This window comes from Thermogemmatispora argillosa (assembly GCF_059696725.1).
The window spans coordinates 2,983,923-3,007,206 of the sequence record NZ_AP019377.1 but is presented as its reverse complement, the minus strand read 5'-3'; the positions used below and the strand labels follow the sequence as shown (position 1 = coordinate 3,007,206).

At 58.9% G+C, this 23,284-nt stretch carries 21 protein-coding genes; 9 read left to right on the top strand and 12 right to left on the bottom strand.

From position 1 onward, the window contains the following. Positions 1 to 114 precede the first annotated feature (114 nt). Positions 115 to 405 (bottom strand): hypothetical protein, encoded by a 291-nt coding sequence (locus tag AC6H1L_RS11715; RefSeq protein ID WP_497597684.1) that lies wholly within the window; start codon positions 403 to 405, stop codon positions 115 to 117. Positions 406 to 493: 88 nt separating this feature from the next. Continuing rightward, entirely contained in the window at positions 494 to 1,060 is a 567-nt protein-coding gene (locus AC6H1L_RS11710; RefSeq protein WP_497597683.1) for a DUF402 domain-containing protein, read from the bottom strand. 328 nt (positions 1,061 to 1,388) lie between these two features. Here AC6H1L_RS11710 and AC6H1L_RS11705 point away from each other — a divergent pair, with 328 nt between their 5' ends. Then, positions 1,389 to 2,801: a class II fumarate hydratase gene (locus AC6H1L_RS11705; RefSeq protein WP_497601540.1), complete on the top strand. Its 1,413-nt coding sequence runs from the start codon at positions 1,389 to 1,391 to the stop codon at positions 2,799 to 2,801. A gap of 153 nt (positions 2,802 to 2,954) precedes the next feature. Here the strand turns inward: AC6H1L_RS11705 and AC6H1L_RS11700 are convergent, their stop codons facing one another. The 6 genes from AC6H1L_RS11700 to AC6H1L_RS11675 form a co-directional block, all read right to left on the bottom strand. Continuing rightward, complete coding sequence (locus tag AC6H1L_RS11700; RefSeq protein WP_497597682.1) at positions 2,955 to 3,440, bottom strand: DUF5680 domain-containing protein; 486 nt, start codon at positions 3,438 to 3,440, stop codon at positions 2,955 to 2,957. A gap of 286 nt (positions 3,441 to 3,726) precedes the next feature. Continuing rightward, positions 3,727 to 4,530: a triose-phosphate isomerase gene (gene tpiA / locus AC6H1L_RS11695; protein ID WP_497597681.1), complete on the bottom strand. Its 804-nt coding sequence runs from the start codon at positions 4,528 to 4,530 to the stop codon at positions 3,727 to 3,729. A gap of 17 nt (positions 4,531 to 4,547) precedes the next feature. After that, positions 4,548 to 5,741, bottom strand: a complete 1,194-nt coding sequence (locus AC6H1L_RS11690; RefSeq protein WP_497597680.1) for a phosphoglycerate kinase — start codon at positions 5,739 to 5,741, stop codon at positions 4,548 to 4,550. 94 nt (positions 5,742 to 5,835) lie between these two features. Then, positions 5,836 to 6,852: a type I glyceraldehyde-3-phosphate dehydrogenase gene (gap, locus tag AC6H1L_RS11685; protein WP_497597679.1), complete on the bottom strand. Its 1,017-nt coding sequence runs from the start codon at positions 6,850 to 6,852 to the stop codon at positions 5,836 to 5,838. Positions 6,853 to 7,248: 396 nt separating this feature from the next. Then, positions 7,249 to 7,422 carry a hypothetical protein gene (locus AC6H1L_RS11680; RefSeq protein ID WP_497597678.1) on the bottom strand — a complete coding sequence of 58 codons (174 nt, stop codon included), beginning with the start codon at positions 7,420 to 7,422 and terminating at the stop codon, positions 7,249 to 7,251. Between the two features lie 66 nt (positions 7,423 to 7,488). After that, positions 7,489 to 8,973: a pyridoxal phosphate-dependent aminotransferase gene (locus tag AC6H1L_RS11675; RefSeq protein ID WP_497597677.1), complete on the bottom strand. Its 1,485-nt coding sequence runs from the start codon at positions 8,971 to 8,973 to the stop codon at positions 7,489 to 7,491. 444 nt (positions 8,974 to 9,417) lie between these two features. Between AC6H1L_RS11675 and AC6H1L_RS11670 the strand changes: the two genes are divergently transcribed. Then, positions 9,418 to 10,206, top strand: a complete 789-nt coding sequence (locus AC6H1L_RS11670) for an SDR family NAD(P)-dependent oxidoreductase (RefSeq protein WP_497597676.1) — start codon at positions 9,418 to 9,420, stop codon at positions 10,204 to 10,206. 297 nt (positions 10,207 to 10,503) lie between these two features. Here the strand turns inward: AC6H1L_RS11670 and hutH are convergent, their stop codons facing one another. Together hutH and hutI are read right to left on the bottom strand one after the other, a co-directional pair. Beyond that, complete coding sequence (gene hutH, locus AC6H1L_RS11665) at positions 10,504 to 12,069, bottom strand: histidine ammonia-lyase (RefSeq protein WP_497597675.1); 1,566 nt, start codon at positions 12,067 to 12,069, stop codon at positions 10,504 to 10,506. Positions 12,070 to 12,622: 553 nt separating this feature from the next. Then, entirely contained in the window at positions 12,623 to 13,906 is a 1,284-nt protein-coding gene (hutI, locus tag AC6H1L_RS11660; RefSeq protein ID WP_497597674.1) for an imidazolonepropionase, read from the bottom strand. A gap of 250 nt (positions 13,907 to 14,156) precedes the next feature. Here hutI and AC6H1L_RS11655 point away from each other — a divergent pair, with 250 nt between their 5' ends. From AC6H1L_RS11655 to AC6H1L_RS11645, 3 genes are all read left to right on the top strand, one after another. Beyond that, a complete protein-coding gene (locus tag AC6H1L_RS11655; RefSeq protein ID WP_497597673.1) occupies positions 14,157 to 14,426 on the top strand; it encodes a hypothetical protein in 270 nt (89 codons plus the stop codon). After that, the gene (locus tag AC6H1L_RS11650; protein WP_497597672.1) at positions 14,416 to 14,787 is read left to right on the top strand and encodes a rhodanese-like domain-containing protein; all 372 of its coding nucleotides are present in this window, start codon (positions 14,416 to 14,418) and stop codon (positions 14,785 to 14,787) included. Before AC6H1L_RS11655 ends, AC6H1L_RS11650 begins: the two co-directional genes overlap by 11 nt. Positions 14,788 to 14,873: 86 nt before the next feature. Next, positions 14,874 to 15,647 (top strand): enoyl-ACP reductase FabI, encoded by a 774-nt coding sequence (locus AC6H1L_RS11645; RefSeq protein ID WP_497597671.1) that lies wholly within the window; start codon positions 14,874 to 14,876, stop codon positions 15,645 to 15,647. A 203-nt stretch (positions 15,648 to 15,850) separates the two neighbouring features. On the opposite strand, the gene AC6H1L_RS11640 is transcribed toward AC6H1L_RS11645, so the two are convergent. Next, positions 15,851 to 17,878, bottom strand: coding sequence for a trypsin-like peptidase domain-containing protein (locus AC6H1L_RS11640; protein ID WP_497597670.1), 2,028 nt, complete (start codon positions 17,876 to 17,878; stop codon positions 15,851 to 15,853). A 514-nt stretch (positions 17,879 to 18,392) separates the two neighbouring features. Between AC6H1L_RS11640 and AC6H1L_RS11635 the strand changes: the two genes are divergently transcribed. Beyond that, a complete protein-coding gene (locus AC6H1L_RS11635) occupies positions 18,393 to 18,764 on the top strand; it encodes a hypothetical protein (RefSeq protein ID WP_497597669.1) in 372 nt (123 codons plus the stop codon). Between the two features lie 170 nt (positions 18,765 to 18,934). Here the strand turns inward: AC6H1L_RS11635 and def are convergent, their stop codons facing one another. After that, positions 18,935 to 19,438, bottom strand: coding sequence for a peptide deformylase (gene def, locus AC6H1L_RS11630; protein WP_297162094.1), 504 nt, complete (start codon positions 19,436 to 19,438; stop codon positions 18,935 to 18,937). A 171-nt stretch (positions 19,439 to 19,609) separates the two neighbouring features. Between def and tilS the strand changes: the two genes are divergently transcribed. The 3 genes from tilS (at position 19,610) to AC6H1L_RS11615 (ending at position 23,278) form a co-directional block, all read left to right on the top strand. Continuing rightward, positions 19,610 to 21,055, top strand: coding sequence for a tRNA lysidine(34) synthetase TilS (gene tilS / locus AC6H1L_RS11625; protein ID WP_497597668.1), 1,446 nt, complete (start codon positions 19,610 to 19,612; stop codon positions 21,053 to 21,055). Between the two features lie 45 nt (positions 21,056 to 21,100). Further along, on the top strand, positions 21,101 to 21,685 hold the full coding sequence (hpt, locus tag AC6H1L_RS11620; RefSeq protein ID WP_497597667.1) for a hypoxanthine phosphoribosyltransferase: 585 nt from the start codon (positions 21,101 to 21,103) through the stop codon (positions 21,683 to 21,685). A gap of 120 nt (positions 21,686 to 21,805) precedes the next feature. Then, positions 21,806 to 23,278 (top strand): AAA family ATPase, encoded by a 1,473-nt coding sequence (locus AC6H1L_RS11615; RefSeq protein WP_497597666.1) that lies wholly within the window; start codon positions 21,806 to 21,808, stop codon positions 23,276 to 23,278. Positions 23,279 to 23,284: the final 6 nt, after the last annotated feature.

Genomic DNA, 23,284 nt, shown 5'->3' with positions numbered 1-23,284 from the left:
AGTGTTCTGAGCGTTCACTAGCCCTTTAGGCTCATCTCTCCCCCAAATGACCCCGCACATCATCGTTCCAGCCCCCCAGCAGCGGTACCTCCTTTTTGCTGTAACAGCGTTAATTTACTCGTCTTGTGCTACCAAGGGTTGCTGAGCCTCTGGCTCCGGCTGATAGCGACCTTCAAGTACTGCCAGTAAGCCGCGAGCATACGCCTCAGCCACACTTTGAGCATCATAGATCTGATCTCGCATCAAAAGACGGTAATGACATTTCCAGCGGCGTGCTGGCCAGGGAGCCAAACGGATCAACGTATAGGTTGGAACGTACGTTTCCAGCGTCTGCCGTAAGGTCACCTCATCGCAGGCACTGATACCATGTGCTAACAAAGCCTGGCGCAATTCATCGGGGAGCACCCGCAGCCACCCTCCTTCTCGTAAACCAAAGAAAAGCCATCATCGACCCTCTCGCGTAGCTGATCTGGTAGGCACCTAACGCGCTCTACTAGAGCAGAGCCGCGCGCCACGCCGCCCGCATCTCCTCAACACTCAAGCGCTCCCAGTCCACCAGCGGTAACCGACGAGGGATCACTGCAAAAGGGCCGCTCCATTGCCTGGCCTGTTCTTCCAGCCAGGCCAACACCTCGAAGGAGCGCTGTCGCACCTGCTCAACCAGCGGATAGCGCTGCGCAGCCCGTTCGAAGACCTCCTGATCCTTGGTATAGACGCTGAAATCTTCGCGGATGACCACATCAACGTAGAGATCCACGTAGATGAGCCGTTGGGAGGTACTTGTATAGGGATCGGTCGGCAGCACGACATCGCAGTAGCCGCTCACAAAGTGACCATCCTGATGGTCATAGCCAATGTGAATGGTATACCAGGCATGAGGCCAGAAGTACGTTAGCGAATGCCGCTCTAAGATCCAGGTGCCTGGCCGCCAATGCATCGGCGTACCGACTGGCGTCCAAACCGAGACATACTCATCGCTTAACGGTAGCTGGTAGCCCTTCCACGCACCCCACTCGCTACCATCGACAAGCATCTTCTGTATTTCGACCTCAAGTAACATATCTCGTGAGCATCCTACAGAAAGAATCGATCCGTGCTTTGCAGCCCTCAGACTACATTATAGCGAAGAGCCTCCGACCACGCCAGATCCAAAGGCAGCCCTGGCTTGCCGACCGGTCGCCAGCCAAAGACGGCTGACGCGTTCCAGCGCAGTGATATAATGGGGCAGACAGCAGCCAGCGGCCATGCCGGCCTGAGTTCGAAAGCGAACGATGGTCAGCGGGTCAACGGGGGCGCGCCCGTGCCCTGCAGCGCACTTGCACTGCGGCCCTGGCTAGCCAAGCAAAGAGAACGACCAGGATACCATCGAGGAGGATGCTGTGAGCAGCCTGGCAGAAGAAACGCGCATTGAACGTGACTCTATGGGTGAGATGCGCGTCCCAGCGAACGCCTATTACGGAGCCAGTACTCAGCGCGCCGTTCTCAACTTTCCCATTAGCAACCTTCGCTTTCCGCGTGCCTTTATCCGTGCTCTTGGCCAGATCAAGCAGGCAGCGGCTCAGACCAACGCTGAGCTGGGTCTGCTTGATGAGCGCATAGCCACGGCCATTGTCCAAGCAGCCCAAGAGGTCATCGACGGCAAGCTTGACGAGCACTTTGTTGTCGATATCTTCCAGACCGGCTCGGGTACCTCGACAAACATGAACGCCAACGAGGTCATTGCCAATCGGGCCAGCGAGCTACTCGGCGGAGCACGTGGCTCGCGACTGGTTCATCCCAATGACCACGTGAACTTTGGCCAGTCCTCCAACGATGTCATCCCCACGGCCATTCACCTCTCGGCCCTGGTGAGCATCGACAAGGAGCTGATTCCCGTCCTGGAGGAGATGCAGCGCGTACTGCAAGAGAAAGCAGAAGCCTTCTGGCCCATTATCAAGACAGGACGGACCCATCTGCAGGACGCTACGCCTATCCGTTTGGGGCAGGAATTTCTTGGCTACGCTGGCCAGATCGAACGGGGTATCGCTCGCCTGCGCCACGCCGAAAATGAACTCTCTGAGGTCGCCCTTGGCGGCACCGCGGTCGGTACAGGTGTCAACACCCATCCCGAGTTTGCCGCCCGTGTCTGTCGACGCCTTTCGGAGATGAATGGGGTGACCGTGCGCGAGACCAGCAACCATTTCCAGGCACAGAGCACGCTCGATAACGCCGTAGAAGCCAGCGGCGCCCTCAATACTTTGGCGGTCAGCCTGATGAAGATTGCCAACGATATCCGCTGGATGGGGTCGGGTCCCCGCGCTGGTTTCGGAGAAATCGAGCTGCCCGCCGTCCAACCTGGCAGCTCGATCATGCCCGGCAAAGTTAACCCGGTCATCGCCGAGTCGCTGTGTATGGTCTGCGCTCAGGTTATGGGCAACCACACTACGATCACCATCGCTGGTCAGTCGGGCAACTTCGAGATCAACGTGATGATGCCCGTGACGGCCTATAACCTGCTGCAGTCGATCAGCCTGCTCAGCGCGGCGGTACGTAACTTCACTGAGCAGTGCCTGCGCGGCATCAAAGCCACCGAGAAGGGGCCGGAGATGGTTGAGCGTGGTCTGGCGATTTGCACGGCGCTGGCCCCCATTATCGGCTACGACGCTGCGGCGGAGATTGCTAAGGAGGCCCACCGTACGGGGCGCACCGTGCGCGAAGTGGCTCGCGAGCGTACACAGCTGAGCGAGGAGGAGCTAGCCCGCATTCTGGACCCGGAGCGCATGACCCAGCCAGGTCTGGAGGCCGGTCCCGCTGCCGGCTAAGCCGGTAGTCCATCGCAGCCCGATCAGAGACGAGCGAGGCTGAACCAGCAAAGGGAGCCTGCGGCAGCAGTTATCTCCCACCAGCCTGGCCTGGTTGGCCCCGCTCGTCCGCCCGCGAGCCTGGCTTCGTGAGCCAGCTCATCAGCCTCTCATCTAGCGCAAAAAGCCCCCACAGTAACGCAGGCGATACAGTACCGTTCCAGCCTTAGCTATCTCCTCTGCTCCCTGAAACATCTGCAAGTGACCCTCTACCTGGTTCACATAGCGCCACTCCTTCTCTTCCCAGCAAGCAGGGCCACGAAACGGCAGCTCCGCTGATACCTGCCGCAGCGCGCGACGTAAAAAGACGTAGACTTGGGCGACCTGATCCTCCTGGTCAGCCAGCTCCCCCATCACACCGCCGGCATAGGCCATTGACCAAACCGGTTGTCCGCGCCAGGAAACGACCTCTTGGCCAACAAAGAAGGCCATACCAAAGTAGATATCGCGATAGTGCCAGGCCCCATTGTGCCACTCCAACTGCTGGGAACCGGGTAGCAACGGTCTGACCGAGGCCGCGTCTCCTAATGCAGCGTAGGTATGACGTTTTGCCTCCAGGAGAAAAGCCAGAAAATCTTCTTGCTCAAATGGCTCGATCAACAAAGTATCTCTCCTTCCGTCTAAGTAGGAACTGGCAGCACCAGCGCATCAATGCAACAGTGGGACTGTAACAGTACTTTGACAGTCCAGCAGAGCGCCACCGGTTTTACAGAGCGAACTGGAGAGCAGTCTTGTTGAGGCAGAAGGCCCAAGGAGAGAGCAGAAGGCTCCTCTTTGCTCCAGAGCCTGGCCGGTCAGGGAGCGAGGAACTTGAGAGAGGAGCCTTCTCTATTCAGAGAGTGAGGCAGAGAGCAGGCCAGCTCGTCAGGGGCCACCCCAGGGAGCTTCAAGCCCGCTTGAGCACCTCGATGCTCTTGCGCACAATCTCTACAAAGTCGGCCTTCAGACTGGCGCCACCGACGAGCGCCCCATCGATATCGGCTTGAGAGACGTACTCGGCGATATTGGCAGAGGTGACACTGCCGCCATAGAGAATGCGCACAGCGCTGGCAGTCTCGCTGCCATACATATCAGCATACAGCTCGCGAATCAGACGAATCGTGCGCTGGGCATCCTCACCAGGGCAGGCCTTGCCCGTGCCAATCGCCCATACCGGTTCATAGGCGATCACCACATCACAGGCGCGCTCTCCGCGGAAATTTGCCAGACTGCCCTGGACCTGAGCGCGGATCACCGCCTCCGTTTTTCCGGCCTCATGCTCCTCCAGCCGTTCGCCCACGCATACAATCGGACGCAAGCCATGACTGAGAGCGGCCTGCGCCTTACGATTCACCAGCTCATCGCTCTCGCCGAAATAGGTACGCCGCTCGGAGTGGCCTAGAATCACCGTTGTACACAGCTCACGGACCATGAGCGGCGAAATCTCGCCTGTGAAAGCCCCTTTTTCTTCGAAATGCATATTTTGAGCGCCAAGCTCAATCCGTTCGAAGAGCAGAGCATCGAGCACCTCGCGGACAGCCGAGAGCGAAATCGCAGGTGGGCAGAGAATGCAGAGCAAATATGGATACTCGTTCAGCAACTTGCCCAAAGCCGGCGTGATCTCCAAGGCAAAGCTAGAGGCCATCCGCGGGCCATAGTGCATCTTCCAATTACCGGCGATAATCGCGGTGCGCGCCGGGGTAGTAGACATCACAGATCACCTCACCCTCAGCGATCCTGCAGAGCCGCGACACCTGGCAGTACGCGCCCTTCGAGGAACTCCAACGAAGCGCCGCCGCCGGTTGACACATGCGTCATCTTCTCAGCAGCTCCGGCCTGCTCCACTGCCGCAGCCGAATCGCCACCACCGACGACCGTGGTTGCGCCGCGGGCCGTACAAGCCGCCAGGATCTCAATCACCGCGTTGGTCCCGCGAGCGAAGGCGGGCATCTCGGCTACTCCAAGAGTACCATTCCAAACAATCGTCTGAGCCTTCTCCAGAACCTGGCGGAAAGCCGCCACAGTCTCCGGCCCAATATCCAGAATGCGCCAATCTGAGAGCACCTGATCGCGCGGCACCACGCGCCACTGAGCATCAGGAGCGAAGCGGTCGGCAATCACCACATCCACCGGTAGCACCAACTCCAATCGGCGTTCACGCGCGCGCGCCAGCAGATCGCGCGCCACATCGAGCTTACCATCCTCGACCAGAGATGCGCCGACCTCATAGCCCTCGGCCTTCAAGAAAGTATTGGCCATACCGCCGCCGATCAGCAAGGCATCAGCGAGCGTCAGCAGGCGTTCCAGCACAGCGATTTTATCCGAAACCTTCGCCCCCCCGATGACCGCCACAAAAGGACGACGGGGATGCTCCAGCGCCGCACCGAGGAAATTCAGCTCCTTCTCCATCAGGAAGCCAGCGACAGCCGGCAGATAGTGAGCTACCCCCTCAGTGGAGGCATGAGCACGGTGAGCCGTGCCGAAGGCGTCGTTGACATAGAGATCGCCGAGCGCAGCCAGGCGGCGTGCGAACTCGGCATCGTTTTGCTCCTCCTCAGCATGGAAGCGCAGATTCTCCAACAGCAGTACTTGACCCGGCTTCAGGGCACGAGCCAGCTCCTCGACCTGGGGGCCAATGCAATCGGGGGCTAGTTGAACAGGACGCTGCAACAGCTCGCTCAGGCGAACAGCCACCGGAGCCATCCGCAGTTTCTCCACCACCTTTCCCTTGGGCCGGCCCAGATGGGACATCAAGATGACCGCCGCGCCGTGGTCAAGCAAATACTGAATCGTTGGCAGAGAGGCCCGAATGCGCGTATCATCCGTAATGTGGCCCTCCTCATCGAGGGGTACATTGAAATCCACACGCACCAGGACCCGCTTGCCCTCCACCTCGATATCACGAACCGTCTTCTTATGCATGCCAGTGCACCCTCCATCCAATGGGCGGGGAAGAGACCCCGCCCTGACCATGAGCGCTTGGTACCTGTGGCTGAGCGCTCTCGAATTTATTGGCTTACCAGCCCTTCTCGGCCACGAAGTGGGTGAGATCGGCCACGCGCGTCGAATAGCCCCATTCGTTATCGTACCAGGCGATCACTTTGACCATCTGGCCACCGCCGGTCACCATCGTCGAGAGGCCATCGATAATGGCGGAATGGGTATCACCCCGGAAGTCGGACGAGACCAGTGGCTCCTCTGTGTAATCCAGAATGCCCTTCAAGGGGCCCGCTGCGGCCTCCTTATACGCTTCATTCACCTCCTCGCGCGTTGCCGGTTTGCGCAGCGTCGCCACAAAGTCGACGACCGAGACCGTGGCAGTAGGTACGCGGAGGGACATGCCATCGAAGCGGCCCTTCAGCTCGGGGATCACTAGCGCCACAGCCCGAGCGGCTCCAGTGGTGGTCGGAATAATATTGAGGGCGGCAGCGCGAGCACGGCGCAGGTCCTTGTGGACCAGATCCTGAATCCGCTGATCATTGGTGTAGGAGTGGATCGTATTCATCAGGCCATGCTCGATGCCGAAGCGATCATTGAGGACCTTGGCGGCGGGGGCCAGGCAGTTCGTGGTACAGGAGGCGTTAGAGATAATATGATGCTTGGCCGGGTCATACATGTGCTCATTGACCCCGAGCACAATCGTGATGTCTTCGCCCTTGGCCGGAGCAGAGATAATTACCTTTTTCGCTCCTCCCTGTAAGTGGGCTTTCGCCTTATCGGCATCGGTGAAAAGACCAGTGGACTCGATTACGATATCAACACCCAGGTCACCCCAGGGAATCTGAGCGGGATCACGCTGAGCAAGAACTTTGATGGTGTGACCATTCACAATGAGCGCTTCGGGCGTGGCCTCAACCTGGCCAGGGAAGCGGCCATAGGTGGAGTCGTACTTGAGCAAGTGGGCATTGGTGTAGGTATCGGTGAGATCGTTGATAGCGACGACCTCTAATTCGTGGGGATAGCGTTCGAGCATCGCTTTGAAGGATTGCCGACCGATACGGCCAAAACCGTTGATGCCTACTCGTGTAACCATGCGGATGTTTCTCCTTCTTGCTACTTGCTGCTACTAGTCAGTCATAGCCTGACTGCGAAGCGCTGGAGCGGGAGGAAAAGCGCCTCCACAATCCTGAGACAAGATGCCCTCCCCGGATGTTCCTGTTTCACGTGAAACACAGGGAAGCGCTGGACAGAATCTTGTCTGCCCCCTCACACCTCTCCGTCGAGGAACGACCGCCGCATCTTACCGTCTGGCCACAGCGCGGCATACGCCAGGCGGCCCCTATCTCTGATTGATCTACACCTGGCGACTGCTACTCCGTTCTTGTCAACCCACTTGCCGCACCTTGTACGCCAGCACCAGCATCCACGCGGCCACTGCTCCGGCGCCGCGGAGGCGTCCCGCGGGCGCCCACACTCAGCTAAAAGAGTATCACCAGTTGCAGTGAGGGTCAAGCAGCAACTGCAGCGGCACTCGCTCACTTGCCGCTTCTAGCCGCACAGGTACAAAGTCAGTCTGCTGCCCACGCGTATAGGGAGCGACTTCCAGATTTCCCACCCCTACCCGGGGAGGAGAAGGCCAGAGTACGCAGAAGGCCCCTATCATACGCGCACTCTCTTCCCCGGGTTCCCCCTCACTTCGCCCGGCCTGTGTGGCCCTTGCCCATCTCAGCTAGTCCCCCGTGATCGCCTCACCTGGCACAGGGATGACCCCCACAGAGAAACGGACGTACTCATCAGTATAGCCGAAACCAGAGCCTGGCACCCCTGCAATACCGGTTTTTTCAAAGAGCGAAAAGGCGTCTTCTCCCTCACGGAACTTGCTCCAGTTATAGACCGTCGCATCGTCATCAAGATAGATCTGGTCGAAGAGTTGTAGCTCTCGATCAAGCTGTTGGAGCTGAGCGATAAGGCGACGGCGGCGCAAGCGATAGAGATTTCGCAACTTCTCGATCAGGTATGGCCTTTCACGCAACAACTGAAGGTAGGCCATGAAGCGTAGCTGCCACTCGGCAGGGAGTGACGCCATACTATTTGACCATCCAGGGGCGAGGGCCGGTGCGAGGCGAGCATCGCCGATGGTTACCCAGCCAAAGCGATCGCCGGTAAGAGAAAGCGTCTTTGAAAGGCTACTGACAAAGATCGTCTGTTCTAGATGAGCGGGTTCGGCAAAAGTCGCCATACGGGCCCGATCCTCTTCCGGGCGTCCGGTACCTACGTATGCCAGATCAGCCAAAAAGAAGAGCTGGCGCCCGGCCTCGCGCTGGCGCCTGACGACCGTGTGGAGAGCGCGCAGCTCCTGGGGAGTCAAGGCAAAGGTAGTTGGATTATTCGTCACGGTTAGATAGATCAGGCGGATATCGGGCGCCTCTTGCAGAGCCTGCTCGAGTGCCTCTGCAGTGAGCTTGAAGCGATGCTCTGGTCTCGTGCTGACGCGGTGCAGACGATAGCCATAAGCTTTGGCCTGGGCCTCGGGTACGCCAAAACCGGGAGCTGGGAAGAGTACCGCCCGCTCCGTGATCCCCTGCTCATCGCACATTTGGCGGAAGCCGCGCAAGGTCTTATCGATCCCATCCATTGCGCCCAGGCTCAGATAGACCTGCTCGCCCTTGACAGTCAGCCCCCATTGCTCCCGCCAGTCAGCAGCGAGCCAATCGCGCAGCACTGGATTGCCAATCCCAACAATATCATAAATGCGGAGATCGATCCCCTGGTCAAGGAGGAGGCGCTCATAGTGGAGCATCTGGTCACGCAGCCAGCGATAGACCTCGCCAGAGGCAGTGTAGCCGTTGAGATGCTCACCGGGGAGAGCGATGCCCAGCTCATCGGCGAGCATACGGTAGTCACCTGGACCTCCAGGCTCACCCTCGCACTCTATTACACGCCGCAGATCGACATCGCCAATGGTGCGGTCGACGATTTCACTGGCGATGATCTCTTCATCAAGATTGAGATCACGGCAGCGTCTGCCCAGCTCGGCAACCATCCGCGCCATCACGCGAATAGGTCCTGCTCCCTGTTGCAGGACAGGCCGATATTGCAGCAGTAGTTCATGGCGCAGACGCCGAATGATAGCCCGCTGTTCCTGACTGGATAGGCGTGATTGTCGCTGATTGTTGGCCCGCGATGAATCGGCAGATGTCCCATGAGTAATCACCGCTGTTTACTCCCTTCCTTGCGCCACAACGGCGCAGCCTGGCTTGAGCGAACGATCGACCCTGATCGCCGCGTCTCTGTTCCTCTTGGGAACGGCTCTGCAGACAGGATAACACATGCAGTTGACGCAGACAACCGCCATCCCAGCAGGCCAGCGGCAGAGCGCCCCCCTCGCTGAAGCTACTCATCACCTTGCGATCTTGCTGAAAGTGGTAAGGTTGGTTGGCTGGTCACCCAGGCCGCTGGTTCCCATGTTGCTCTAGCCGGAGTCGCCAGACGCGAGTAGAATAGCAAGCAGACAAGAAGGAAGATGGCCCGTCATAATGGACTTCTCATCGCTATGCCACTCAATTGCGGAGCGACCGCTGCCCTGCCCTTCTGTCCCTTCGCGGGGCGGGCAGTGGCTATCGTTCACTAGCAAGCAAGCAGAGCATCTGCTTTGAGTATGGGAAGGGAGACAGAGCCAATGCCCGAAGGGGAGCCGTTTCAGGGACGCAGCGTTGTCATCACGGGGGCTGCGCGGGGACTGGGCCGAGCTTTAGCTCTGGCTTTTGCCGCCCGGGGGGCCAGGGTGGTTGTGCATTATGCGCATTCGGCAGCAGCCGCCCATGAGCTGGTCAGCCAGATTACGAACCAGGGTGGTCAGGCCCTGGCTTTACAGGCCGATTTGCGCTCAACAGTTCAGGTTGAGCAGTTGATTGCTCAGGCCCATGAGGCCCTTGGTGGCTTTGATGTCTGGATCAATAATGCTGGAGCCAGCGCCAATACTACGGAGACGCGTGGCCTCAGCGAAGAAGAGCGTTTCGAGCGCCTGCTACAGGTCGATGTTTTGGGGACCTGGCGCTGTTGTCGCGCCGCTCTGCCTTTCATGAAAAGCGGCGGTTGTATTCTCAATATTGCCTGGAATCATGCCCTCGATGGGGCTCCCGGCTTTGTGAGCCAGGTCTATGCGACGGCCAAAGGAGCCGTGATCGCCTTGAGCCGCTGTCTTGCACGCGAGCTGGCGCCCCACATCCGCGTGAATTGTATAGCGCCGGGTTGGATTGAAAATGATTGGGCCCGCTCACGTTCGCCAGGCTTTCGTGAACGCGTTGCCGAGCGCATTCCACTCAGGCGCTGGGGGCAAGCGGACGACGTAGTCGCGGCAGCTTTGTTTCTGGCCTCGCCCGCGGCTTCTTTTATCACCGGACAGGTTTTGATTGTGGACGGCGGGGAAGTGATCGGTACTCCTTAGAGGGAGTTCTGGCATGCCGCTGCCTCAGCAGGAAGGGAGGCCAGGGCCGGGAGCGGTTTTTAGCGATACGTCGGCCCCTTCCCGCTGGGGCGGCAGCGCCGTGCGCGCTGAGATGGTGATCAGCGCCAGAACGATCCGATCTGTCAGGCGTTTTCTTTCCGGGAGGGGGCTTTGTTGGTCAGCGTTGTTTCACGTGAAACAGTGGCAGCGACCTTCTCGCTGCTCTCGTGGCTTACCGCTTTGCCTCTCACAGTCAGCTCCCTCGGGCTGCCTCTCTTCCTGTCTGCCTGGGTTCGCCTAGAGCTGGAGAAACACCCCCTCCTGCACCGCGCGTGTCAGCCGTTCAATATCTGGAGCTGGGGGACGATCGCGCTCAAGCTTTGGCACGTAGGCCCTTACAAGCGCGAAAGCTCGCTCCACTCCCTCGCCAGCGCGCAAGGGCCGACGAAACTCCAAAAGCTGAGCCCCACAAAGCAGCTCAATCGCTACCACCTGCTGAGCCAGCGCCAGCACGCGCCGCGCTTTATGAGCTGCCGTCACGCCCATACTCACGAAATCCTCCGTTCCTGCCGAGGTCGGAATCGAGTCGATGCTTGCCGGATGCGCCAAGACCTTCATCTCGTTAACCAGGGCCGCAGCCACATACTGGGTCAGCATGAGGCCCGAATTGAGACCTGGTTCAGGCGTCAAGAAGAGCGGTGCCCCCTGGTCATCCCAGTCGTGCGGCCCCATGAGCAGGTAGATTCTCCGCTCGGCAAAACTAGCAAGCTGAGTCAGTGCCAGGGCCAGAACATCGAGCGCCAATGCTAGAGGTTGACCGTGGAAATTCCCCCCCGTAAGTATTTCCCCCTCCTCGGGAAAAACCAGAGGATTGTCAGTCACAGCCCCCAGCTCACGTACAAAGATTGTCTCACAGTAATCCAGCGCATCGCGAATCGCCCCAAAGACCTGGGGCGCGCAGCGCAATGTGTAAGGATCTTGCACCCGCGGACAGTCCTCATGGCTGCGCTTGATTTCACTGTTGATCAGCAGACGGCGCAGATGCTCAGCGCTCTGCTGTTGCCCGCGCTGGTTGCGCACGCGCTGAATGCGCTCGTCAAAGGGGACATGGCTGCCCATCAATGCCTCTATACTGAGGGCGCAAGCCACTTCTGCGGTGTGCAGTAGCGTCCAGGCATCTTCCAGCGCCAGAATGGCGCAGGCTTCCATGAGATGGGTGCCGTTGATGAGTGCCAGCCCCTCTTTCGCCTCCAGACGCAGCGGCTGTAGACCAGCTTCGGCCAGGGCCTGGGCCCCTGGAAGGCGTCGCCCGCGATACCAGGCTTCTCCTTCTCCAATAAGGACAAGGGCAAGATGGGCCAGTGGCGCTAGATCACCGCTCGCTCCTACTGAGCCACGCGAGGGAACAATAGGATGCAGCTGAGCGTTGAGCAGGTCGATGAGGAGACGCACTACTTCTATGCGTACCCCAGAGTGACCGCGGGCTAGACTGGCGGCGAGCAGCAGCATCATGGCGCGGGTGGTGGCTTCATCCAGTGGCTCCCCTAGGCCGGCGGCATGGCTGCGTAGTAGATTGTGCTGTAGGTCCAGGACTTGCTCATGTCTGATGCGCACACGGCTGAGGTGACCGAAGCCGGTGGTGACGCCATAGACTTTGCGATCTTCTGCGACAATGCGTTCGATGAGGGCCCGCGCCTGCTGGATACGTATTTCGGCTTCTGCCCCAAGTTGTACCGGGGCGAGGTGACGGGCAACGGCTACGACTTCGGCAGGGGTGAGGGCCTGGCCGTCGAGAACCAGGGGAGCGCTTTGTAGCTTCGCTCGATGATGATGGTGGTGGTGCTGAGTTGAGTGATTCTTCATCGCTGAAGTCCTTTCTGGCTGCTTTGCCTCCTGCTTTGGATTGTAGCAGAAGGGCGCGAGAAAAGGCAAAGGGGTCAGGCTGACCTCTGAGTCTTGTGGTGTGTTGCCGAGACGGTCTCTTAGATCAGTGCGGTGATGGTCATGGCCAGATAGGGCGCGTCTGGCCCCACTGCACTGCACTGCACTGCGGCCATGCTGTCGTCACTCTTGATAAAGCAGGCAGTGTTTCACGTGAAACACTGCCTGAAGACAGCGGGCGGAAAGAAGCCACACGCGTTGGCGCATAGCCGTACCGCTCCCTACGCACCAGGCCGCTGGGTAGAAGAAGCCTGCTTTAGCCCTCGTCAACGGCGGACATGCAGAGAGCAGCGCTCTTCTTGACCGGCTGGCTGGCTGTTATCTGCTACTGCCGCTGCTGATACACGGCGCGGCCTGAGCCTCCCAACTCCCACACGCAAGGGTAAGGTCTGAACTCTGCTCACAAAACCCTTGCCCATAGCAGCCCCACAGGCATCGCGTTATGGCGCGGCAAAAGCCCAGATCAATGCACAGCCTAGACCAATGTCAGAGTCGACTGTACCAGGTTAACGCCAAAATGATAGCCGATTTCACGATAGTCCTCAAGTTGCCAAAGCGCAAGCTCGCAGCGTTTGCCTACCTCAATGCTCCCTATTTCTTCCTCCAAGGCCAACGCTTTCGCCCCGTTAATAGTTGCCGCCGTGAGCGCTTCCTCTAGAGACATCCCCATCTCTGCCATCGCCAGCCCGATGATCATCTGCATATTCTCACAATAGGAGGTGCCGGGGTTGCAGTCGGTAGCCAGTGCCACCGTAAGGCCCAGATCCAGCAAACGCCGCGCGGAGGGATAAGGGCTGCGCAGCGTGTAGGAGCAGCCAGGTAACAGCGTCGCCACGACGCCGGCGTCCCGTAGCGCTTGAAGGTCCTCATCGCTGGCATAATCCAAATGATCGGCGGAGGTTGCTCCCAGCTCCGCCGCGAGGCGCGCTCCGCCCGAGGGACTGAGCTGATCCGCATGGATCTTCAGACGATAGCCCAGCTCCTTGGCCCGGCTTAGAATCTTGTAACATTCGTCAAACGTGAAGGCCTCCGCTTCGCAGAAGACATCACAGAAACGCGCCAGCCCCACAAAGGAGGGGAGCAGCTCTTCGACCACCAGATCAAGGTAGTCAGCCCGGCGCTCGCGATATTCTCGTGGCAAGACATGCGCGGCCAGGAAGGTGGGAACGATGCGCACGCGTTGGAGCGTGGAGGGTGGCGCCCCTTCTTCAAGCGCTTTGAGGTTGTTGATAATACGCAAGCAGGCCTCTTCGTTGACGCGGTCCAGGCCATAGCCACTTTTGATTTCTACCGTAGTCGTGCCATGATCTCGCATGAGGCGAAGCCGCTTCTGGGCGAGAGTCAGCAGGGTCTCGGCGTCGGCTTGCCGGGTTGCTTCTACGGTCGTCAAGATCCCTTTGCCCTGGGCCAGTAGTTCAGCATAGCTGATCCCCGCCCGACGTAGGTGAAATTCTTCGGCTCGCTGACCGGCGAAAACCAGGTGGGTATGCGAGTCGACAAAACCAGGGGTAATCACAGCTCCTTGGGCATCTACAATGGCAATGCCATCCTGCCGCGTTGAGAGAAATAATGGCTCGGCCTCATCGTCTCTTCCGATCCAGACAATTCTACCGTGATAGACTGCCAGCGCCGCTTTGTCGAGCACCTGAAGCACTCCGCTGGCTCCCGCAATGGGCTGCTGGGCAACCGTTACCAGTTGCTTGATGTTGCGAATGACGGCATTTGCTCGGATGGGAGGCTGCGCTGATTCAGGTTGCATGGATTGCTTCTCCTTGTAAGGGCTGTGAGTGAGGCTCGCTATGCTGTTTTTTTATAGCATAGTTGCTTCTCATCGTCGAGGCTTGCGGCTCGCCCCCGCATTTGCTACACTCTCCTCGTAGTAAGCAGATCGCTCTACCATCCTGCAACGTCGACTGCTCTTCGCTCGTAGTGGTGAGTGGACACATCGCGTCGGTTCGCGTTCCTCTTTCAGGCGAGGAACGCCCAGCCAGCAGGAAGGAGCAAGCAGTATGCGGGCTATCGACGATAGCAGTGAGAAGTATGCCGCCGTCCTGCGCGAGCTGCGCATCTGGAAGTATCTACCAGAAAGCGATCTCTCTCGCATGCTGCGCAGGTATTTCTTGGTGACGGATGATTTCCGCGAGATGGAGGATCAGGGGCTGCTGACAATGACTTTTGTGGGAGATGAGTATATGATTAGTCAGACAATGCTGGGTCAGATCTGGCTGGAGCAGTACGAAGCTAACCAGCGTAATAAGGAGCAATACAATGCCCGCTGACGAGTATGCAACGGCGGCCCCTCAGCCCTATCAGACGATAGGCCCTGCTGAGGCCAAAGAGCTGATGGCAAGCGGCGCCCGCGTTATCGATGTGCGCTGGCCTAGTGAATGGCAACAGGGCCATATCCCCGGCGCCACGCTTCTTCCCCTCAGTGGTATCTACGCCTTTGGCCAGGCCCTGCGGGAATTGCAGCTTTCCCCTTCGGAGAAGGTGATCTTCGTCTGCGCTGTTGGTCAGCGCAGCGCTCTCGCCGCAGAGATCGCCTCTCTTCTTGGTTTCCAGCAGGTCTATAATCTGGCCTCTGGTATGCATGGCTGGCTACTCTCTGGCTACCCTATCGAGCAGGCTTCTTCTGCTTGAAGGGATCTTCTCTTTGTTGTCGCTATTATCCTTTTCTCAGCCTGTAACGTTGAGTCCCTTATCCACAAAGGAAGGAGTAAAACTCTATGCCTCTCCTGGAAGGAAAGAACGCTCTTATTTTCGGTGTGGCTAATCATCGGTCGATCGCCTGGGCCATCGCTCAGGCTCTGGCTAACGAGGGGGCGCGGCTCGCCCTCACCTATCAAGAGCGCATGGAAAAGTTTGTGCGCGAGCTGGCCGATAAGATACCTGGTACGCCTCTAATTCCTTGCGATGTCCAGAGCGATGAGCAGCTCGATGCCGCTTTTGCCAAGGCCGCCGAGGTCTTTGATGGTGGCCTCGACATCTTGATCCATTCGGTCGCTTTTGCCCCGAAAGAGGATATGGAAAATCCTTTTTGGCAGACAAGCCGCCAGGGTTTCCTGACAGCGCTGGATATCAGTGCCTATTCGCTGGTGGCTATGGCTCGCCGCGCGGTTCCTTTGATGCAGGCGCGGGGTGGGGGCAGCATTCTGACAGCTACCTATATTGCCAGCGAGCGAGTGATGCCCAAGTATAATGTGATGGCTGTGGCGAAAGCGGCTCTGGAGTGCAGCGTACGCTATTTGGCCTATGAGCTTGGCGCCTATAATATTCGTGTCAATGCCGTCTCGCCAGGACCCGTGAATACTCTGGCGGCTCGCGGGGTTCCTGGCTTTACGACGATGCGCGACCACATGACGGAGGTGGCTCCTCTGCGCCGCAATATTGAGCAGAGCGAGATTGGCGATGCTGCGCTCTTCCTTTGCAGTCCTCTGGCGCGCGCTATTACGGGCGAGGTGCTTTTTGTGGACGCCGGCTACCATATCATGGGGGCTTAGTTTCGACGCCGCGGCTGGCACCAGTTCCGAGCATTGAGCTGCCCTGCTTTATTTGCCAGGTAGCTTTATAGGTAAGAGGTGGTTCCGCAAGTCCTTATCACCATCTCATGATAAGGGCGCGCTCCTCTCTCCAAGACGAGAAGGGAGCGCGCCTTTGCGTTTCCTTCACTCCGGCGCTGAAGGCGACTGCTTGCTTTTTGGCCTCATTGTTCGATGCGCCGCACTGTCGGTGGCGGCGGCGCCGGTTCGCCACAGGTACTGCAGTAGCGCGCCTGGGGGCGATTCATATGGCCGCAGGGCCAGGGGCGTAGCTGCTCGGTAGGCGACTGGGGCGCTGAAGGAGGCGCCTGCCCTGCCCAAGGAGCCGCGCGGATCTCGGAGTTTCTGGAAGGGGCTGCAGAGGCTGTCGGTGGACCGCCTGGATGAGTTGGCTGAGGAGTCGCTTGGCCTCCGCCAGCTAGCCAGGGCTGTCCCTGCCCTCGGGGGCGCGCAGCACGTGGAGGGCCTCCGAACGGTACGAGGGTCGCCTCGTCTCCCGGATCTATGGGAGGATACGAGGAGGGCGCCGTCCGAGCAGCCGGCGACTGCTGAGAGGCCGCGTGCGCTGGCGGCGCTCCCGCAGGAGCAGCGGGCCTTGCAGAGGGCTGAGGCGGTGTAGAGATCTGGCCGCCCGGACTGGCGGGCCACGGCGTTTGTGGCGTAGGAGGAGCGATCGGCCCTCCTGGCAGCGGCGCCCCACCTGGGGGCCTCGGCGGAGACGTCCCGGCCTGTGTCTGGGAAGAATAGAGGACAGGCGCCAATGGCGTACCCTGGGGAGAACCATAGCCTTGCGTCTTGCTCGCCGCGCTTAAGGTTGGCGTCGCCGCGGCTGGCCGCCGGCGTCTGAGCAGGAAGATCGTTCCCCCGGCCAGCACGGCGATGACCGCGATGCCCAGAGCAGCAACCCCTATGAGCAGCAGGGATACAGGCTCACTCTGATTGGTAGTCGTGGCTGTTTGCTCATGGGCAGCCTGCTGTCTGGCGTAGTTTAGATAGGGGATGACCGCCTTGAACGCCGGATAGCGAGCAGCCAGAGCGGCAAACTCCTGGGCCGCGCGATGCCAGTGGCCGGGAGCAGTAGAAGCGTAATCGTTAAAAGCCTGGCTCCAGGCCCGCTGAAACGGTCCGGGGTCCGTATTAAGATGGAGATTCTGGATCAAGGCCCGCGCGCTGTTGCTGGCCTGTAGGAAGCTGGTTCCTCCCGGCGTACCAAAGCTGACGATGCCCACCACATGACCCTGACTGTCGAGAGCCGGCCCACCGCTATCCCCTTGCTCCACGTTGCCGCCTACCTGAATCACCTGAGCCCCGCTATCTGTGGTCTTGATGGAGCTGACGAAAATGCGATTCACAGATGAGGTCAAGAAATCTGTCGGACGCATGCTGACATCAGCATTGCCCGGAAAACCGATGATGGTCAGATTATCTTGTACCTGGACAGCAGAGGAGTCGCCGAGCTGGACGCTGGGCGTATCTTCCATATTTACGTGGACAATGGCGATATCCCGCTGATCTGGAGGGCTTTCTTGTTCAATGCGGTCAACCTGAGCAAAATACATCGCAGGTACATCGCGTAAGCGGTTGGCAGTCAGGGGACCACTGTAGTCAGTGCTCAGATAAACAGCGCTCACCGGAGAAGCATAGCTCGGCAGAGAGGGAAACTGGCCATTGAGCAAGGCTTGCTCCATCTGATCAGCGCTGAGCGACTGGCCACGTGCTATCGTGCGGTTGTAATAGGTCGCGACATCAGGAGCGGCAGCCTTGATCAGCACAGCATTGAGAGCATCATCATGAGGAGGGTTGATGACATGGTCAGCGGTGAGAATGTCGCCGTGGGCGCTGATAAAGGTGCCGGTTCCGAGAGCAGCCAGCGCATAACTGCCTCCATCTAGCGGAAAGGTCACGCTGCTTGCTGCGGAGAACTGCACAGTAAGCCGCCCATTCATTTGGGTAACGATGCGCACGACGGCTGGCCGGGCAATATCAACCGCTTTGACCACCGGGTCCTGAATATTGCCCCCAGGCACTCCCCCGGCCCGCGCCGTCGCTCCCGTCAAGCTTCCTACCAGGAGGGTCGGCCCGCAGATGAAGCAGATGCTGACCAGCAGAGAGTAGAGCACTCGTGCAATGGTCCGTTCCTTCCGCGGGCTACTGCTGCCGGTTTCGACAGAGGTAGTCACATGGTGATTCATAGCAGGCATCCTGTTCCTGAGTCGAAGATCACAGCATTGCCATAACAACGTCTATCATAGCATGCATGGTACTGGCTTTTTCTTCCCCCTTTTCGACCTGAGACTAGGAGGCCGAGAGCATTGCGCCTTCTCAGGCGCTCTTCGGAGAGATCCTTGCTCCCCCATAGATAGAACGCTTAACCTGCCTGCTTGTTGGCAATTGGCTTCGCTACTAGGAGCATTATACAAGATAGATAACCAAAGGCGGATGAATGAAGAGAGCCGAGACGCGTCGATCGCGATTTTCTATTTCAGCATTGGATAGCAATTATCTGGCCGGTAGCGATCAGGAGGCAGAGAGCGCAAAACACAGCAGACGGGCAGAGGATTCGCACCCGGCGCAGCGCCTCATGAGTGTGCAGCCATTTGGCGGCTGCCCTCTCGCATCGGCCCTAGACGGCAGGCTTTCGCTGGGTATATAATTTACGGATAATAGTCATTCAGCATTGCCGGCATAAAGGGGGAGATACTGGCAGTGAGTAGCCATGCTACACCAGGCTCAGGCAATGGCGCTTCGGCCAGCGGCAGCTCTTTTTCACATCGGCGTGAAGGGCGCACGACAAATGGCGCTAGTCCAGCGTTAGCCTCACAGAGCGCCGGCGGACGCGGATCTGCTGGTGCTGCCTTTGATCTCAATGGTCTTATTGCAGAGCTACGCGCCCTCTTTGAGCGGGATCGCCAGATAGCCAGCCTGCCCGACAGCACTCGCTGTGGCATCTGCTATCTGCACTATCGCTTGAGTGAGCTGCGCTGGCGAGATGAGGGCTTTTACATTTGCCGCGAGTGTGAGCGTCTTCTCGGACAGCAGCCGATGCCTATGTTACGCAAGCAGCAACGACAGGGCTAGTCGACAAAGCTTCAACCCGGGTCGCACTACCATGCAACAATAGATCTACGTCTAGACGCCGGCAGCCCTGGATAAGCGGGCAAACACAACAGGAGAGAAGAAAGGAAGAAGGGAGGACCTGCGCTAGCGCCGACGCCCTGCCCTCGCTGGCGCAGGTCCTCTCATCGCCCTCAGACCACCTCTGGCTCCGGCTCCTCGATCTCCCCTTCGCGCGCCGGGCGCAAGTCTTCGGGACGATCGAGGCGATCCAGGAAGAGAATACCGTCCAGGTGGTCGATCTCGTGCTGCAGAATACGGGCAAACCAGCCCTCGGCATTGATCTTGATTGGCTTGCCATCAACGTTCTGGCCTCTGACTACTACTCTCTCGGCCCGCCTGATGTTATCCCCCACATAGCCCGGGATGCTCAGGCACCCTTCTGTTCCAAGTGTCTCTCCCTCAGCTTTGATAATCTCGGGATTGAAGACCGCGACCTTGTGGTCTTCGTACTCAGCCACGAAGACCCGGATCGACAAGCCAATCTGGGGAGCTGCCAGGCCAACCCCATGCGCGGCATGCATAGTCTCAAACATGTCGTCTACCAGCCGCTTCATGGAGGCATCGAAGCGGTGCACCTTTTTGGCCTTCTGCCTCAAAATGGGGTTCTCAGCCGTGATGATCTTGCGAATCGCCATAGCTCTTTTCCTGAGATGTATCCCGAATGAATTGCCACACAGCCACAGTCGGGCAGTCAATGTTATATAATTTGCGTATATATCCTATCACATGAGCATGCGATTATCCATAGACGGCGGAGGTGGGACGTGGTGTCTGCGCCGGCAAGCAGCGAGTCACTTCCAGCCAAAGTGGCTGCTTACATTGTGCGTCATGGTCTGCTCCCTGCCCAGAGCGAGATAGTGGTTGCCGTCTCGGGCGGGGCTGATTCGCTCTGTCTGCTGCACCTGCTGCGCTCGCTCTGTGGCGAAGGGAAGCCTTTCCCCACGGTGCGTTTGCTCGCCGCCCACCTTAACCATCGCCTGCGCGGCGAGGCGAGCGAGCGCGATGCCCTCGCGGTCGCCCGTCTGGTCTCAGCCTGGGGCCTCCCTTTAACGATCGGCAGCATCGATGTCCCAGCGCTGGCGCGGCGTGAGAAGCGCTCGCTTGAGGAAGCTGCGCGTCTGGCGCGCTATGCCTTTTTACGCGAGGTAGCTCAAGGTCGCCTGATCGCCGTTGCTCACCAGGCTGATGACCAGGTAGAGACGATTCTCCTCCACCTGCTTCGCGGTAGTGGCCTGGCGGGCCTGGTTGGCATGGCGCCGCGCCAACAGGATATCATCCGGCCCTTACTGGGGGTAACCCGCGCCGAGATCCTCACCTACTGCCAGCAGCATGGTCTCCAACCCCTGGAAGATGAGAGCAACCGCGATCCGCGCTTTTTACGCAATCGCGTGCGCCATGAGCTACTCCCCCTGCTTGAGCAGCTCAATCCGGGTTTTCGTGAGACGCTGCGCCGCAGCGCTGAGGTATTGCGTGTTGACCTAGAATGGATTGAAAGCTGCGTTTCACAGTGCTGGTCAACAGTGGTGAGCAGCGCCAGCGATAGCGAGGTGCTCATGAACTTGCCTGAGCTGCTGGCCCAGCCGCTCAGCTTGCAGCGTCACCTGCTGCGTCGTGCCACCGCCCTCATGTGCGGCGGCCAATCGCCGCTAGAGCCTCGTCACTATGCCCTGCTTGAGTCCTTCTTGCAGGCAGCCCAGCGCTCGCGCGCTGAGCGCTCGCTAGATTTGCCGGGCCGTCTGCGCTTGCAGGTAAGTGGGACAACGCTGCGCCTCTCACACGGTCCGCCCAGCAGGCCGAGCCGCCTCAAGCCCTCAGATCACGAAGTGCTGCTGTTGCCTATTCCTGGAGAAGGTCAGGTTCCTGGCACACCGTGGCGTGCGCGAGCGGCGCTGCTGGCCCCCGACGTTGAGCAGGCAGCTCTGGAGGCCCTGGCGCGCGAAGATTGGGAGGCGGTCTGGCATCTGCTGCCACGGACACGCTATGTTGTATATATCGACGGCGACGCTGCCGGCTCGCTACTGCAGGTGCGCACGCGCCGGGCAGGCGACCGCATTCAGCCGCTGGGAATGCAGCAGAGTCGGAAGGTCCAGGATGTCCTGGTCGATGCCCACGTCCCACGGTCAGAGCGGCAGAGTCTCCCGCTCTTCTTTGCGGGCTCGCGCTGTATCTGGGTCGCTGGCCTGTGCTTGGCTGAGTCCGTTCGCCTCAGCCGCACTACTCGCCGCATTGTTCAACTCAGCATCAGCCGCTAGATCAAGCGGCGCTTTTTCATTACTGTTCTTCGGGAAGGGAGAGCTATGCACGAGGATATCGAAGAGATTCTTGTAACTCAGGAGCAGATAGAGGCGAAGGTTAAGGAGCTGGGACGCCAGATCACTCAGGACTACCAGGGCAAGAATTTGCTGCTCCTGGGGATTCTGAAGGGCGCCATTCCCTTCATCGCCGATCTGTCACGCGCTATTGATATGCTGCACGAGATCGATTATATGGCTGTCTCCAGTTACGGCAATGCGACACAGTCTAGTGGTGTGGTGCGCATCCTCAAGGACCTGGAGGGGCCTATCGATCAGAAGCATGTGCTGATCGTCGAGGATATCGTAGATAGCGGTTTGACTCTGCATTATATGCTGGACCTGCTGCGTCAGCGCCGCCCGCTAAGCTTGCGCGTCTGTACGCTGCTGTATAAGGAGCGCGAACGCGCCAGGCCTCTGGACCTGGCCTATATCGGCTTCCGTATTCCTAATTTGTTTGTGGTTGGCTACGGCCTCGACTACGCTCAACGCTATCGCAATTTGCCCTACGTCGGCGTGTTGAAACCCGAGATTTATCAAAATAGCCAGAAGCCAGAGCGCCAGCATAAAAGCCCGGCTGAGAATAGTTAGCTCCTCCGCTCGCCCGCAGATCGCTATCGATCATTAAAATAGTGCATGCTTGGTGCAAAGGGGGCTTGCTTTGTGTTATAATCCCTATAGGACCACAGGGGCATTCAAGGAGGGAACGAGATGCAGATCACTGTTTGTAATCTCGGCCCTTTGCGGCGGGCAGAGATTATCATGAAGCCCTTAACGGTCTTTGTCGGGAAAAATAATACGGGCAAGACCTGGCTGGCCTATACCATTGCAGGCTCCCTCGGACGCTACAGCTTGGGTCACTACCTCAATGCCTACTTGAGTGGACAGACGCGCGAGAGGTATCCCCCTCTTGATGGGCTGGTGCGGCGCATTGCGGAGCAGAGCGAGGGAGTCATTGATCTGGTGGCCTTTGCAGACGAGCATGCCGAGCGTTTTCTGAATGATCTGCTCGCGCACGTGCGCCAATGGCTCCCGGTCTTCCTGGGTAGCGACCACGCTCGTTTCGACCAACTGGCGATGAGAATCGAGATCGCTGCTTTTAAGCCGGAGCTGCTCCGACGCCTCCTCCAGGCCAGCCTTAGCCATTATATCGGCAGAGACCAGGAAGACGCCCCCTTGAAGGCCCTGAAGGAGAGCGGTGAGGCCCGTCTCTACTTCTACCCAGGCCAGAATGTGAGCGAACGGCTCCCCCGTCGGGAGATCGCCAGTTTCGTTAATGGGGTCGTTTTCCGCGAGCTTCTGCGGGCCTTCTGGCACGATATTAGCTATTTCCCAACCGAGCGTAGTAGTATCATCTACGAGCGCTTCATCTCTTTACCTTCTTCGGCCAGGAACAAACGAGGGAGCCGGACCGCTGATGCCCGTGGCTTGCTAGAGCGTCTGCTTGCCGCCCTTTCTGAACAACAGCCGCGCCTGGTGCCTGTGCCAATTGCTAACTTTGTCGATATCGTCTGGCGCTTCCACCGCCAGAGTAGCCTGAGCCAGGCGCAGGAGCAGGGTGATGTCAGCGCCAGCCGGAGCCGCTATCTGGAGTTAGCCGCCCTCCTGCAAGAGGAGATTCTAGAGGGCACACTTGACTTTAGTCCCGTTGACGCAGGAACAGCGCGCGAGATTCTCTTTTCTCCCACAGCGGTCACAGCTACGGCTGCGTCCGCACCGCGCACCGAGCTAGAGCTGTCCGTCTCTTCCTCGATGGTCAAAGAGCTTTCCTCGCTGGCTCTCTATCTCCGCTACCTGGCCTATCCTGGTGAGCTGCTGGTCATCGATGAGCCAGAAATGAATCTTCACCCGGAGGCCCAGGTCAAAATGATCGAGTTGCTGGCCATGCTGGTCAATGCGGGCCTGCATATCATGATGACTACCCATAGCACCTATATGATCGATCACCTGATCAACCTGCTGGCCGCAGCCAGGCACCCGCGCGAGCAGCATGATGAGCTGGCCTCGCTGTTTCTCCTGCGACGGAAAGAAGCCTTTCTCGCCCAAGACCGGGTAGCTGTCTACCATATCCGTGATGATGGAGAAGCCACAAGTATCCTGGATGAAGAGGGCATCATTCACTGGCGCACCTTCAGCGAAGTGACGCGCCTGGTTGAGCGCATTCACTTTGCACTAGCTGATTGAAGCGAA

Coding starts and splice junctions, on each gene's coding strand:
- AC6H1L_RS11710 (WP_497597683.1), bottom strand. CDS start 1,060: ATGTTACTTGAGGTCGAAATACAGAAGATGCTTGTCGATGGTAGCGAG.
- tpiA (WP_497597681.1), bottom strand. CDS start 4,530: ATGTCTACTACCCCGGCGCGCACCGCGATTATCGCCGGTAATTGGAAG.
- AC6H1L_RS11690 (WP_497597680.1), bottom strand. CDS start 5,741: ATGCATAAGAAGACGGTTCGTGATATCGAGGTGGAGGGCAAGCGGGTC.
- gap (WP_497597679.1), bottom strand. CDS start 6,852: ATGGTTACACGAGTAGGCATCAACGGTTTTGGCCGTATCGGTCGGCAA.
- AC6H1L_RS11680 (WP_497597678.1), bottom strand. CDS start 7,422: ATGATAGGGGCCTTCTGCGTACTCTGGCCTTCTCCTCCCCGGGTAGGG.
- AC6H1L_RS11670 (WP_497597676.1), top strand. CDS start 9,418: ATGGGAAGGGAGACAGAGCCAATGCCCGAAGGGGAGCCGTTTCAGGGA.
- hutH (WP_497597675.1), bottom strand. CDS start 12,069: ATGAAGAATCACTCAACTCAGCACCACCACCATCATCATCGAGCGAAG.
- hutI (WP_497597674.1), bottom strand. CDS start 13,906: ATGCAACCTGAATCAGCGCAGCCTCCCATCCGAGCAAATGCCGTCATT.
- AC6H1L_RS11655 (WP_497597673.1), top strand. CDS start 14,157: ATGCGGGCTATCGACGATAGCAGTGAGAAGTATGCCGCCGTCCTGCGC.
- AC6H1L_RS11650 (WP_497597672.1), top strand. CDS start 14,416: ATGCCCGCTGACGAGTATGCAACGGCGGCCCCTCAGCCCTATCAGACG.
- AC6H1L_RS11645 (WP_497597671.1), top strand. CDS start 14,874: ATGCCTCTCCTGGAAGGAAAGAACGCTCTTATTTTCGGTGTGGCTAAT.
- AC6H1L_RS11640 (WP_497597670.1), bottom strand. CDS start 17,878: ATGAATCACCATGTGACTACCTCTGTCGAAACCGGCAGCAGTAGCCCG.
- def (WP_297162094.1), bottom strand. CDS start 19,438: ATGGCGATTCGCAAGATCATCACGGCTGAGAACCCCATTTTGAGGCAG.
- hpt (WP_497597667.1), top strand. CDS start 21,101: ATGCACGAGGATATCGAAGAGATTCTTGTAACTCAGGAGCAGATAGAG.
- AC6H1L_RS11615 (WP_497597666.1), top strand. CDS start 21,806: ATGCAGATCACTGTTTGTAATCTCGGCCCTTTGCGGCGGGCAGAGATT.